Here is a 12,971-nt window from a genome sequence, read left to right as displayed (position 1 = left end):
TCCGTCAGCTCGCGGAGCCGCGTGTGGGGGCCGCCGACGGCGGCGGAAGGAAGGGCAGGTACGCGGTGGTCCCGGCGTCGCGGGCCGCCGCGAGCGCCAGCAGGCAGCCTGCCGTTCCGGTGGCGAGGTCCATGGAGAGCCGCATCATCTGGTGCCCGGGGAAGGCGAGTTGGCCGTGGTAGGCCATCGCGAACCAGCCGAGCCCCGCGATCTGCTGCTCCAGCCGCTCCCGGCCGGCGCCCGGCGCGGTGCTGCGCGCGAGGTGCAGAACCATGCCGGCGCGGCCCTGGAAGAGACCGGGCTGCGCGTAGAAGCGGGAGGTGGCGGCGGTGAGGATGCCGGCCCGGGCCTGCTCGAACTCCCCTGCGGCGCCGGCCGCGTGGGCGAGCAGAGCCGCGTCCCGGCTGTCGTCACGCGCCCGGGCGGCGGAGTCGAGTGTGCGGCCGCCGTCGCCCGCGTGCGCCAGGTAGTCGTCGAGGACCAGCCCGATCCCCACGCTCCCGTCGCCGAGGTAGGGCAGCGTCCGCCGGCCCTCGTCCACCTCCAGGCCGCCGCCCGCCTCCTGGACGACGCAGCAGGCCAGGTCGCGCCGGAGGGCCTCGGCCGCCGCAGCCAGAAGCCGCGGCTCACCGGTCTCCTCGTACCAGCGGAGCAGGAACAGCGCGGGTCCGGTCGCGCCCCGCAGCAGCCCGGCCCGCCGCCGCGGCGGGTCCGGGACGGGTTCGGCGAGGCGGCGTACGAGGATCTCGGCGGCCTCGGCGGCACGGTCGCGCAGCGCCGGATCACCGGTCGTGGCCGCCAAGTGGCCGAGGACCAGGCCGAGTCCGGCGAGCCCGCCGTGCAGGTCGGAGGAGAGGTTGCGCCAGTTCTCCCGCAGGACGCCGGCCAGCAGGTCAAGGGCCCGCTGCCGGTGGCCGAGCCGGTCCAGGACCAGGGCCACGCCCGCGAGACCGTCGTACAGGCCGAGCGGGGTGCCGGGCGGCGGCGGGGCGGTGTGGTCCAGCAGCCAGCGCTCGCCCTCGTCGTACCGGCCGGCGCCGGACGCGTCCAGCGCGTACAGCACCCCGGCGGCGCCGTGCGCGAGCCCGAGGCCGCCGCCGTCGGCGAACTGGGCGATGTCGCCGGGGAAGAGCCGGTCGTCACGCTCCGGGGTCGCGGAGGCGAGGATCGCCTTGACCATCGAGTCCCGGCTGTAGGGCCAGTCGCCCGGCACCACCCAAGGGGAGGACGCACCATGGGCCGTGCCGCCCCCCGTGTCCCGGGTGATCTCCGCGACCGCCTCGTCCAGGAAGGCGCGAGGCACGTCCGGGAACTGGTCCGCGATCACCTCCGCCAGATGGGCCGCCTTGCCGCGGTCCACCACGAACAACGTGGTCACGGGCAGGAACAGGGCCAGCCGCAGACAGGCCAGCGCATACCGGTCGACGTCCTTGCCACGGCGGTCCGGCGGGGCGAAGAAGCCGGGATGGGCCACTATCTGACGGCCGTTCTCCTCGGCGGGGGCGGCTGCCTCGAAGTCGATGAGGTACACCGTCTCCCCGTCGGGAGCGACCATGACGTTGAAGACGTGCAGGTCGTTGAAGACCAGCCCGGACGCGTGCACCGTCTCCACCGCCCGCTCCACCTTCCGGTGGATGCGCAGGGCCCAGGCCGTGTACGCGGCGACCTTCGCCGGATCCGGATCGGACGTGAGCAGCGGATGCCGTTCCGCGAAGAACGAGTTGAGGGGGCGGCCCTCCAGGAAGTCCATCACCAGGAACCGGTGCTCGCCCAGCGTGAACCAGTCCCGTACCTCGGGCACCACACCCGTCCCGGCGACCCGCTCCAGCGCGGCCTTCTCCCGCTCCAGCCGGGCCACCGCGTCGGCGCCGTCTGCGGCGAGCCCCGCGTGCGGACGCCCCTCCTTCAGCACCACCCGGCGCCCGTCCCGGGAGTCCGTTCCGACGTACACCCCGCCGCCGTTGGAGAAGTGCAGCGCCTTCTCGATGCGGTACGGCAGTTCGCCCACCGTCGTGGTGTTGCGGGCCTCCAGATGCGGCCGCAGGAACTCCGGCAGCGTCACCCACTCGGGCACCTGGAAGGACGGTGCCCGCCCGTCCGGGACCAAGCGCCCCGCGCCGTCGGTCACCGCCAGGACCAGCGAGCCGCGCTCGTCGACGACGTACCGGCGCGCGAAGGCGCCGTAGCGGACGTAGAGCGGACCGTCGTGCCAGCGCAGGTCGGTCAGGATGTACGGCCCGGCGCAGCCCTCCAGACGCGTGCCCAGCTCCCGCAGCACCTGGTGGAGCTGCTCCTCGTCGGCGGGGTAGACGGTGACGAACTTGCCGCTGGTGTCGCGGCCCGCGTACTTGGCGTTGCGCAGATGCAGCAGATGCGCGGACGGCACGAATTTGAACGGGATGCGGCGCGGCACGCAGTAGTCCCAGACGATCCCGGCGATCCGCTCCGCGTTCGCCGCGGTCGCCGACGAGTGGATCTTCCAGCCCTGGGCCGGCGACGGAAGCGGCACGCCGTCCTCGCCCAGCGGGGTCATCGTCAGCCAGTCGCCGGTACGCGCCGTGTGCCAGCCCTCCGGGACCGTGCGACACGCCGTCGCGAACAGCGGTGCCGGCTCGCTCCCGTCCGCCGAGAGCCGGTCGGGCGTGTCGTAGAAATGCCCGTCGGCGAGTGCGTACACCTCGTACCGCTTGTCCATGCGCCTCCCGCCCTCCTTCGGTGACCCGGAAGACACTCGCAGCAGGGGTAAGGTCGCGGACAGTAATGACTGTCACGAGATCACCGTGCGGAACGCACGGGTAAAGATGTGTTCGGCGGCTTTCGAGCGAACCGGGAACGCGCGGCGCGCGGAGGGTTCACGGGGGCTGCGCAGGCGGCTCATACGCGCTGTAATGGCCAAGTGGCCAGTGAGGGTGCTGCGGTGCGCAGAACGAGAGCCGGGCGTGCCGAAATTGCCCTTGAAACGATTACCGCCGCGCCCGCCTCTCCCGACCGGCTTCGCCGCGTACTCGAACAGGCACTCGTGTTCGCAGGGGCGGCGTTCGTGGGTGTCTACGTGCCCGGCGACGACCCCTCGCTGCTGTGCCTGACCGAGTCGGCGGGTCTGCCGCGCACGCTGTACGGCCTGCGCGACGGCTATCCGGCCACGGGCCGCTCCCCGGTCGCCCACGCCCACCGCACCGGACGGCCCCTGTGGCTCGGCCCGGACGAACTGGCCGACTGCCCCGAGGCACGCCGGACGCCGTCGGCGGACTTCTCCGTGGCCGTCCTGCCGTTCGTTCCGGCCGGCACCGGCTGCCTGCTCGCCGTCGGCGAGCACCCCGGTGGCTTCGGCACCGACGACCGCGCCTGCCTGGAGCTGATCGCCCGGGCGGTCGCCGTGCCGGTGCCGGTCGGCCCGGCCGCCGACACCGGCGAACTGCCCGCCGACGCGTTCGGCCTGGCCATGGACACCGGCCGGATCGAGGTCGGCGACGACATCCTGCGGCTCTTCGGGATCGGCCGGGACGCGTTCGACGGCAAGGTGGAGACACTGCTAGGCCTCACCGTGCCCGAGGACCTGCCCGCGCTGATGTCGGTGGTCGAGGCCGACCACATGTCCATCGGCGACCGCGAGCTGGAGTTCCGCATCCTGCAGCCCTCCGGCCCGCCCAAGTGGCTCCGGCTGCGCGGCCGCCTGCTGCCCGGCGGGGAGGGTCGCCCCTCCCGGCTGGTCGGTACCGTCGCGGACGCCTCCACCCTGCGCTCCGACGTCACCGACGTGGCCCGCGTGCAGCGCCTGGCCGCCGCCCTCGCCATGGCCGGAACGGTCAAGGACGTCGGCCGGGCCGTCGTCGACGCCCTGCGCAAACCCCTGAAGGCCGATCGCATCGCCCTTGCCGAACTGGAGAACGACCGCCTCGTCGTCACCGTCCTCGACCCGCCCGACCCCGAGGCATGGCCCGAGCTGTGGCGCACCGAATGGCGCACCGAGTGGCCGGACGCGCCGGTGCGCGCCATGCCGACCCTCGCCGCCGCCCTGCGCGAGGGCCGCGCCCGGATCTGGCCCGCCGGTTCCGCGCTGGAGCCCGCCCTCGCGGACGTCGGCCCCGGCGGCCTCGCCGTGCTGCCGCTGCCCGCGGGCGGCCGCATGGCCGGCGCCTGTCTGATCGGCTGGGACCGGCCGCACGAGTTCGGCGCCGACGAGCGCGCCCTGCTCACCGCCTGTGCGGCCCTCGCCGGTCAGGCCCTGCTGCGCGCCCACGCCTTCGACGCCGAGCACGAACTGGTCGGCATGCTCCAGCGCACCCTGCTGCCCCGCCGCCTGCCCCGGCTGCCCGGCGCGGTCGCCGTCGCCCGGTATCTGCCGACCACCGCCGGGCTGGAGGTCGGCGGCGACTGGTACGACGTGATCCCGCTCGCCGACAACCACGTGGCCTTCGTCATCGGCGACGTCCAGGGCCACAACGCGGGCGCCGCGACCCTCATGGGCCAGATGCGCACCGCCCTGCGCGCCTACGCGACCGAGGGGCACGCGCCGGATGTCGTCATCGCCCTTGCCAACCGGCTGCTGCTGGAGATGGAGACCGAGCTCTTCGCGACCTGCTGCTACGTCGCGGTGGACATGGAGGAGGGCACCGCGTGGTGCGTGCGGGCCGGTCATCCGCCGCCGGTGCTGCGTCATCCGGACGGCACCACCGAGATCGTCCAGGCCGAGGGCGGTCCGCCGCTCGGCGTGCTCGGCCAGGCCGACTTCCCGATGACCCCGCTCCGGCTCCAGCCCGGCGCGGTCCTCGCGCTCACCACCGACGGCCTGGTGGAGTCCCGCGACACTGACATCGACACGGGCATGGAGCGGCTCGTGAGGGCACTTGCCGCCGGCGACCCTGGCCACCTCGGTCCGGTCGCCGACGCCCTGCTCACGGGTGCCCACCGCGGCGACGACGTCGCGCTGCTGCTGATGCGGTACGACGGCATGGCCGTACGGCCGCTGCGCGAGACCTGGACCGTGTGGCGGCTCCCCGAGGCAGTCCGGCACGCCCGCCGCTTCACCCAGCGCACCCTGCGCACCTGGCACGTGCCGTCCGGCATCGTCGACGCGGCGCTGCTGGTCGTCTCCGAGCTGGTCACCAACGCCCTCGTGCACACCGGCGGCCCGGTCCGCCTCGACCTCAGCCTGGTCAACCACCGGCTGCGGCTCGCCGTCACCGACACCTCGCCGCGCAGCCCGGTCAAGCCCACCAACATCGGCTGGGAGGCCACCGGCGGCCGCGGCATCCTGCTGGTGGAGGCGGTGTCCGCGGCCTGGGGGACGGTGCCGGTCAGCGGCGGCAAACAGGTGTGGGCCGACCTCGTACCCGAGGGCTGACCCGCCACTCGGGTACCGGTGGGGGCCGCTCCCGGCAGGTCGGAGGGGCCCGCACGCCACCCGTGCCTAGGGTCGGTCGGTGTGGCACACACCTTCGAGGAACTGGTGGAGAAGCAGCGCGCGGCCGACGCGGCGCACCGCATGGTCGACGAACTGCGGGACACCTACGGGCCGCCGGCCGGGCGGCAGATGACGGGCGCCCAGTCGGGCACCTACGAGACGGCCCTGCGTGCCTGGCGGGACCTCGCCCGGGACGTGCAGACCGCGGTGAGCGAGTACGCGCGCGAGTCCGGCCGGCCGCGCACCGAGGTGGAGGCCGAGGTGGAGCGGGCGGCGGCCCCGGAGGACACATGAGCCGAGCCGGCCACCGCGCCGAGCGGCTCGCGGACGCGGCGGACGCACGGCTGCCCGTCCTGGAGGGCGGCGCGCTGCTGCGCAAGGCGTTCCCCGAGCACTGGTCCTTCCTGCTCGGCGAACTCGCCCTCTACAGCCTCCTCGTGCTGATCGTGACCGGGGTGTGGCTGACGTTCTTCTTCCAGCCGGAGATGCGGGAGGTCGTCTATGCCGGCTCCTACGCGCCGCTGCGCGGCGTGCTCATGTCGGCGGCCTTCGACTCCACCCTGCGGATCAGCTTCGACGTGCGCGGCGGCCTGCTGATCCGGCAGGCCCACCACTGGGCCGCGCTCGTGTTCGTCGCCGCGATCGGCCTGCACATGCTGCGGATCTTCTTCACCGGCGCCTTCCGTCGGCCCCGCGAGCTGAACTGGGCGATCGGGCTCACCCTGTTCGTCCTCGCGCTCGCCGAGGGCTTCGCCGGATACTCGCTCCCCGACGACCTGCTCTCCGGCACCGGCCTGCGCATCGCCCAGGGCATCATGCTGTCCCTCCCGGTGGTGGGGACGTACGTGGCCTTCTTCGTCTTCGGCGGTGAGTACCCGGGCAGTGACATCATCACCCGGCTCTACCCGATGCACATCCTGCTGCTGCCGGGCGCGCTCGTCGCCCTGGTGACGGTGCATCTGATCCTGGTCTTCCACCTCAAGCACACCCAGTGGCGCGGCCCCGGCCGCACAGGGCGCAACGTCCTCGGCAAGCCGCTCTTCCCGCAGTTCGCCGCCTTCTCCACGGGCCTCGCCCTGACCGTCTCCGGCCTCCTCGTGCTGCTGTCCGGCCTCGTCCAGGTCAACCCGGTCTGGAACTACGGCCCCTACCGCCCGGACCTGGTGTCCACCGGCTCCCAGCCGGACTGGTACGTCGGCTTCCTGGAGGGCGCCCTGCGGCTGGTACCGCCGTGGGAGACCGACTTCGCCGGACACACCCTCATGTGGAATGTGCTGCTGCCGGCCGTCGTCCTGCCCGGGCTGCTCTTCGCCGTGCTGTACGCCTACCCGTTCGTGGAACAGCGCCTGACCGGGGAGTGGCATCGCGAGCAGCACCAGTGCGACCGGCCGCGCGAACGCCCCGTCCGCACCGGCCTCGGCGTGGCGGGCACCGTCTTCTACGCCGTGCTGCTGCTGGCCGGCGGCAACGACATCATCGCCCAGACCTTCCGTATCTCCGTCAACGCCCTGACCTGGATTCTGCGCGTCGCCCTGGTGGTGGCGCCCGTCCTCGCCTTCCTGCTGACCCGCTGGCTGTGCCGCGCGCTGACGGAGGCCGAGTGCGAGCGTCTCGCCCAGGGCGTGCCGACCGGCGACATCCGCCAGAGCGTGACCGGCGGTTACGACGACGACCACGAGCCCGTCGAGCGGTTCCGGCCCGGTGCGCCGCGCCGGCCGCTCACCGGTGCGCGTACTGGAACACCATCCCGAACACACCGCGCGCCAGAACGCCCAGACCGATGAGGAACAGCCACAGCCCGTAGACCACACCGGTCGCCGTCACCGCGAACCCGAGCCCGGTGACGATCGGCCACAGGCTCTCGTCCGGGAAGAACGCCACCGGCCCGGCACCGTCCGCCACGTCCGCGTCCGTACGGTCCTGCGGCCGCGTACCCCGGCGCCGGTACTGGATCAGACAGAAGAACGAGACCAGCGCCGCCATCCCGAACGCGACGACCAGCGCGGTCGTGCCCGTCTCGTCCTGCGACCACACCCCGTACAGGGCCGCGGCCCCGCCGAAGAACAGCGCCACCCCGCCGAACAGCATCGCCTCGGCCTTCATCGCGGTGCCCTCCGCTCGGTGTCCTCGCCGATCCGCCCGACCTCCGGATGGTGCAGGTCGAAGGCCGGCGACTCGGACCGCACCCGGGGCAGGGCCAGGAAGTTGTGGCGCGGCGGCGGACAGGACGTCGCCCATTCCAGGCTCCGTCCCCAGCCCCACGGGTCGTCCTCGGAGACCTTCCCGGCCTTCGTGGAGGTGCGCCAGACGTTGTAGAGGAACGGCAGTGTGGAGACGCCGAGCAGCAACGCACCTGCCGACGACAGGGTGTTGAGCAGCGTGAAGCCGTCCGACGGCAGATAGTCCGCGTAGCGGCGGGGCATGCCTTCCTCGCCGAGCCAGTGCTGCACCAGGAAGGTCAGCTGGAACGCCGGGAACAGCAGCCAGAAGTGCACTTTGCCGAGTCGCTCGTCCAGCATCTTCCCGGTGAACTTGGGCCACCAGAAGTAGAACCCGGCGAACATCGCGAACACCACCGTGCCGAACAGCACGTAGTGCAGATGGGCGACGATGAAGTACGAGTCGGTCAGATGGAAGTCCAGCGGCGGCGAGGCGATCAGCACCCCGCTGAGGCCGCCCAGCAGGAAGGACACCAAGAACCCCAGCGACCACAGCATCGGCGTCTCGAACGAGAGGGAGCCGCGGAGCATCGTCCCGATCCACGCGAAGAACTTGATGCCCGTGGGCACAGCGATCAGGAACGACATGAGCGAGAAGAACGGCAGCAGCACGGCGCCGGTCGCGAACATGTGGTGGGCCCACACCACCGCGGACAGCATGGTGATCGCGATCGTCGCCCCGATCATCGGCAGATAGCCGAACAGCGGCTTGCGGGAGAACACCGGCAGGATCTCCGAGATGATCCCGAAGAACGGCAGCGCCACGATGTACACCTCGGGATGCCCGAAGAACCAGAACAGGTGCTGCCACAGCAGCGCGCCCCCGTTCGCCGCGTCGAAGACGTGCGCCCCGAACTTCCGGTCCGCCTCCAGCGCCAGCAGCGCCGCCGTCAGCACCGGGAACGCGGGCAGCACCAGGATCGAGGTGAACAGCACGTTCCAGGTGAAGATCGGCATCCGGAACATCGTCATGCCGGGCGCGCGCAGGCACATGATCGTCACGATGAAGTTGACCGCGCCCAGCGTCGTCGACACACCGGCGACCACCAGGCCCATCACCCACAGGTCTCCGCCCGCGCCGGGGGAGAAGTAGGCGCTGTTCAGCGGTGCGTACGCGAACCAGCCGAAGGCGGCCGCACCGCCCGGCACCAGGAACCCGGACACCACCATCAGCCCGCCGAACAGGTACATCCAGTACGACAGCGCGTTCAGCCGCGGGAAGGCCACGTCCGGCGCGCCGATCTGCAGCGGCATCACGGCGTTCGTGAACCCGGCGAACATCGGCGTCGCGAACAGCAGCATCATGATCGTGCCGTGGATGGTGAAGAACTGGTCGTAGCCCTGCTTGCTGAGCAACTGCAGGCCCGGCCGGGCCAGTTCGGCGCGCATGCCGAGCGCGAGCAGCCCGGCCAGCAGGAAGAAGCAGAACGCCGTGACCATGTAGAGCCGGCCGATCACCTTGTGGTCGGTCGTGGAGACCCAGCGCAGCACGGCCCGGCCGGGCCGCGGGGCGGGGGCCGTGTACCGCGCGACGATCTCTCGGGTGTCCGGCAATTCGGGTAGTTCGGTCATCGCCGGTGACGCTACTCCCCGTGACCGAAGCGCCATCCGCGCCACGCCCGGCGCACCCGGCCCCGTAGATCGCTCGCGGCACCTGAGCGACGCCGCCGCGGCGCACAGCAGGTGGGTGGGGCGACACTGACCTCGACCGGCGTCCGGTTCCGGGTTCCTCGGTGCGCTCTCCGTGGACTGGGTGGCACGGTGCGCGTGGCCGCATGCCGGCGCGGCCCCATGCGCGGGCGACGTCCTGCCCGCACAAGGGTGACCAACTTGCCGGTCAGGCGTGGGTCTTGGCGAGCAGCTCCAGGATCTCCGCCGTCGTGCCGCTCTCGCCGAGCCGCGGGAAGATCCGGTCGACGCTGCCCGCGTGCGCCTCCGGGTCGCTGTCGGACATGGCGTCCGTGGCGAGGGTGACGTGGTAGCCGTGGGCGTAGGCGTCGCGGGCGGTGGACTCGACGCCGATGCTGGTGGAGATGCCGGTCAGCACGATCTGGGTGATGCCGCGGCGGCGCAGCTGGACGTCCAGGTCGGTGCCGTGCAGGGCGCTCCAGTTGTGCTTGGTGACGTGGATGGCGCCGGGGTGGCCGGACAGTTCGTCGACGATGACGTCCCAGCCCTCCGGGAAGGCGAGACCGCGCGCCTGGGTCTCGGTCCGGCCGGGGACGGCGTCCGCCCAGTCGGGCGCGAAGGAGACCCGGACCAGGACCACGGGCAGGTCGCGGGCCCGGAAGGCGTCGGCGAGTTCGGCCGTGCGGGCGACCACGTCCGCGGCCGCGTGCGGCTGGGTGGGCATGCTCACGATGCCGCGCTGCAGGTCGATCACGACGAGGGCGGTACGGGGGTCGAGGGTGCTGACGGACATGGGTCGATCAGGCCTTTCGGGGGGTGGGCCGGCCGAGTGAACGGCCGGGGAGGGGCGTCGCCGGCAGGGGGCCCGAGCCGGCGAGCGTGAACGGGGCCGGGGCGTGCGGCCCGGCCGTGTCGGCGCGGCGCGGGCGGCACGCCGCGGTGGCGGCGGACGCGCCCGGCGCGCCGAGGTACAGGAAGGTCCGCAGCGGTCCCGCGGCCGAGGCGGTCCGCGCCCGGCCGGCCTGCCGGTACCGGGCGTGCCGGGCGGCGGGCCCGAGGAGGCGCCGCGGGACACCGGGCAGCGCGCCGGCCGAGGGCAGCGGCCGCAGCGGACCGTCCGCGCGGACCCGGGGCAGGACGGCGCAGCCGGGGCCGGCGGTCGAGTCCTGCGGGGAGGGGCGGGTGGTCCCCCCCCGATGGGCGCGGTGAGCCTCGGTATCACGGCCGCGAGAGCCGTTCCAGCAGCTCCAGTGCCTGCAGAACCGTCTGCCGCTCCGCCTCGGTGTAGCGGTCCTCGAAGGCGCGGGCCAGCCACTCCTCGCGCAGTTGCTTGTTGCCCTCGACGCGGGCCCGGCCGGCCTCGGTGAGGGTGACCAGCTGGCGGCGGCCGTCGTCGGGGTCGGGGGCACGGCGGATCAGGTCGTGCTGCTCCAGGGCGGCCAGCGTGGTCGCCATCGACTGCGGCCGCACGCCCTCCGCGGCGGCCAGGGCACTCGCCGTGGCGGCGCCGTGCTTGCCGACCAGGGAGAGCGCCGACTCCTGCGACGGAGTCAGGTCGGAGTCCTGCGCGACCTCGCGGATACGGCGCCGCAGCCGGCTGAACACCACACGCAGGTCGCGCGCGGTCCGGGCGGCGGAGTCCGAGATGTGAGCCATGCCGTCAGCGTAGAACCGCCAGACGAGACTGTCCAGCTGAAACTGTTCAGTTCTGCCTGAGTAAATTCCGCCCGAGGAGTCATGGGAGCCGTCCGGTTCCCTAGGCTGGGGATGTGCGTCTGCTCCTGATCTCCGACACCCACCTCCCGAAGCGCGCCAAGCGGCTCCCGGCGGAGCTGCTCGCCGAACTCCCGCACGCGGATGTCGTGTTCCACGCCGGGGACTGGGTCGACACCGCCACCCTCGATCTGCTGGAGAGCCGCAGTCGCCGCCTGATCGGCGTGTACGGCAACAACGACGGCCCGGACCTGCGCGCCCGGCTCCCCGAGGTGGCCTACGCCGAACTGGGCGGCCTGCGCTTCGGCGTGGTCCACGAGACCGGTGCCGCGCAGGGCCGCGAGGCCCGCTGTGCCGCCCGATTCCCGGACCTCGACGTGCTGGTATTCGGCCACAGCCACATCCCCTGGGACACCGTCGCCCCCGGCGGGCTGCGGCTGCTCAACCCCGGCTCCCCGACCGACCGCCGCCGCCAGGCGCACTGCACGTACCTCACGGCGACCCTCGCCGACGGCGCGCTCACCGACGTCACCCTGCACGCGCTGCCCCAGCGGTAGCGGGCCTGTGGCACGATGCGGCGATGATCTTCGAGAACCGCATACCCGACGCCGTACCGGCGGGCAGCCTGGCCGGCCGCGACCAGCCCGTCCTCGACCTGCCGGGCGGTCTGGAGCTGCGGCCCTGGCGGACCGACGACGCCGACGCCGACGCGCTGCTCGCCGCCGGGCAGGACCCGGCGATCCAGCTGTGGAACCTGTTCTCCGTCGGCAGCCGTGACGAGGCCCGCGCCCGGATCGGGCGCATGCACGAGCGGTGGCGGGCCGAGACCGGCGCGGTCTGGGCGATCGCCCGGCCCGGCGGCGCGCCCCTCGGGCTCACCGGGCTCCACGCCGTCGACCTGGCAGGCGGCCGAGCCGAGATCATGTACTGGGTGCTGCCCGGGGCACGCGGCGGCGGCATCGTCGTCGAGGCGGCTCGGCGGCTCAGCCGGTGGGCCCTGGACGACCTGGGCCTGCATCGACTGCAGCTGTGCCACGCGGTGGCCAACCAGGCGTCCTGCCGGGTCGCCGAGAAGGTCGGATACGCCTTCGAAGGCACCATGCGGTCCTCCCTGCTGCACGCCGACGGCCGGCACGACGAACATCTGCACGCGCTGGTGGCAGAGGCTGCCTGAGCACCGGCGGGCGCATCCTCGGCGGGGCGGGGACTTCCGGCGCCGCGTGCTACCCGTGCCCCATGGCCGGCAGCCGTGGCCGGTCGCCCCGTGCCCCATGGCCGTGGCAGCCGTGGCCGGTCGCCCCGTGGGCCGGCCTGCCGTCTCCCCGCCGCCCCGGTCCGGCACGGACGACGCCACGACGACTACCGGCGCCACGCCCCCCGGCCCGCCCGGGCCCGCCGTCGGCGTCGTACACACACGGCGACCAGGACCAGCACCAGCCCCGCCGCCAGCGCGCCGGCGGCGGCCCGCTTCGCCACCGGCAGCCCGGCCGCGCGCAGAAGGTCGAGCGGCTCCGCCGCCTCCTGGACAGGCGGTTCCGGTTCCTCCTCGGCCCGTTCGCCCAGCCGTTCCGCGAGACATGCCGCGAACTGCCCCACCAGCCGGTCGCCCACCTCCGCCAGCACACCGCGGCCGAACTGCGCCGGACGCCCGGTCACCGTCAGATCGGTCCGCACCGACACCGCCGTACCGCCGGCGCGCTCGCTCAGCGTGCCGGTGACCGTCGCCCTGGCCGTGCCCTGCCCCCGCGTCTCCCGCCCGCCGGCCACGAGCACCATCCGGTGTGCCGCCTCGTCCTGCTCCTCGAAGACCGCCGTGCCCCGGTACGCCACGGTGACCGGGCCGACCTTGACCTTCACCGACCCGGTCACGGTCGTGCCGTCGTACTCCTCCACCACCGCGCCCGGCAGACACGGCGCGATGCGTTCGATGTCGAGGAGAGCGTGCCACGCGTCGTCGACCGGGACGGGGACGGTGAATTCGTGGTGCAGCTCCATGACTTCCTCCT

Annotated in this window: 11 protein-coding genes; 5 read left to right on the top strand and 6 right to left on the bottom strand. The window is 73.2% G+C overall.

Annotated elements, in window-relative coordinates; genetic code table 11:
• Positions 1-4: 4 nt before the first annotated feature.
• Positions 5-2,695 (bottom strand): class III lanthionine synthetase LanKC, encoded by a 2,691-nt coding sequence (lanKC, locus tag ACIRU3_RS20200; RefSeq protein ID WP_404057985.1) that lies wholly within the window; start codon positions 2,693-2,695, stop codon positions 5-7.
• A 201-nt stretch (positions 2,696-2,896) separates the two neighbouring features.
• Between lanKC and ACIRU3_RS20195 the strand changes: the two genes are divergently transcribed.
• From ACIRU3_RS20195 to ACIRU3_RS20185, 3 genes are all read left to right on the top strand, one after another.
• Positions 2,897-5,344, top strand: a complete 2,448-nt coding sequence (locus tag ACIRU3_RS20195; RefSeq protein ID WP_404057983.1) for a SpoIIE family protein phosphatase — start codon at positions 2,897-2,899, stop codon at positions 5,342-5,344.
• A gap of 81 nt (positions 5,345-5,425) precedes the next feature.
• Positions 5,426-5,698, top strand: coding sequence for a hypothetical protein (locus ACIRU3_RS20190; protein ID WP_404057981.1), 273 nt, complete (start codon positions 5,426-5,428; stop codon positions 5,696-5,698).
• Positions 5,695-7,188 carry a cytochrome bc complex cytochrome b subunit gene (locus ACIRU3_RS20185; RefSeq protein WP_404057979.1) on the top strand — a complete coding sequence of 498 codons (1,494 nt, stop codon included), beginning with the start codon at positions 5,695-5,697 and terminating at the stop codon, positions 7,186-7,188. Before ACIRU3_RS20190 ends, ACIRU3_RS20185 begins: the two co-directional genes overlap by 4 nt.
• Here the strand turns inward: ACIRU3_RS20185 and ACIRU3_RS20180 are convergent.
• The 4 genes from ACIRU3_RS20180 to ACIRU3_RS20165 form a co-directional block, all read right to left on the bottom strand.
• Positions 7,124-7,507, bottom strand: a complete 384-nt coding sequence (locus tag ACIRU3_RS20180; protein ID WP_404057977.1) for a cytochrome c oxidase subunit 4 — start codon at positions 7,505-7,507, stop codon at positions 7,124-7,126. The genes ACIRU3_RS20185 and ACIRU3_RS20180 overlap by 65 nt on opposite strands.
• A complete protein-coding gene (ctaD, locus tag ACIRU3_RS20175) occupies positions 7,504-9,231 on the bottom strand; it encodes a cytochrome c oxidase subunit I (protein ID WP_404057975.1) in 1,728 nt (575 codons plus the stop codon). The genes ACIRU3_RS20180 and ctaD overlap by 4 nt, the downstream gene beginning before the upstream one ends.
• 229 nt (positions 9,232-9,460) lie before the next feature.
• On the bottom strand, positions 9,461-10,045 hold the full coding sequence (locus tag ACIRU3_RS20170; protein ID WP_404057973.1) for a hydrolase: 585 nt from the start codon (positions 10,043-10,045) through the stop codon (positions 9,461-9,463).
• Between the two features lie 425 nt (positions 10,046-10,470).
• Positions 10,471-10,908, bottom strand: coding sequence for a MarR family winged helix-turn-helix transcriptional regulator (locus ACIRU3_RS20165; RefSeq protein ID WP_404057971.1), 438 nt, complete (start codon positions 10,906-10,908; stop codon positions 10,471-10,473).
• 113 nt (positions 10,909-11,021) lie between these two features.
• Here ACIRU3_RS20165 and ACIRU3_RS20160 point away from each other — a divergent pair, with 113 nt between their 5' ends.
• The gene (locus tag ACIRU3_RS20160) at positions 11,022-11,522 is read left to right on the top strand and encodes a metallophosphoesterase family protein (protein WP_404057969.1); all 501 of its coding nucleotides are present in this window, start codon (positions 11,022-11,024) and stop codon (positions 11,520-11,522) included.
• Between the two features lie 23 nt (positions 11,523-11,545).
• Positions 11,546-12,139, top strand: coding sequence for a GNAT family N-acetyltransferase (locus tag ACIRU3_RS20155; protein ID WP_404057968.1), 594 nt, complete (start codon positions 11,546-11,548; stop codon positions 12,137-12,139).
• A gap of 185 nt (positions 12,140-12,324) precedes the next feature.
• Here ACIRU3_RS20155 and ACIRU3_RS20150 read toward each other — a convergent pair whose 3' ends face one another.
• Positions 12,325-12,960 (bottom strand): SRPBCC family protein, encoded by a 636-nt coding sequence (locus tag ACIRU3_RS20150; RefSeq protein WP_404057966.1) that lies wholly within the window; start codon positions 12,958-12,960, stop codon positions 12,325-12,327.
• Between the last annotated feature and the right edge of the window lie 11 nt (positions 12,961-12,971).

It is taken from the genome of Streptomyces sp. NPDC101151 (assembly GCF_044768335.1).
GTDB lineage: Bacteria > Actinomycetota > Actinomycetes > Streptomycetales > Streptomycetaceae > Streptomyces.
This window is presented reverse-complemented; position numbering and strand designations above follow the sequence as displayed.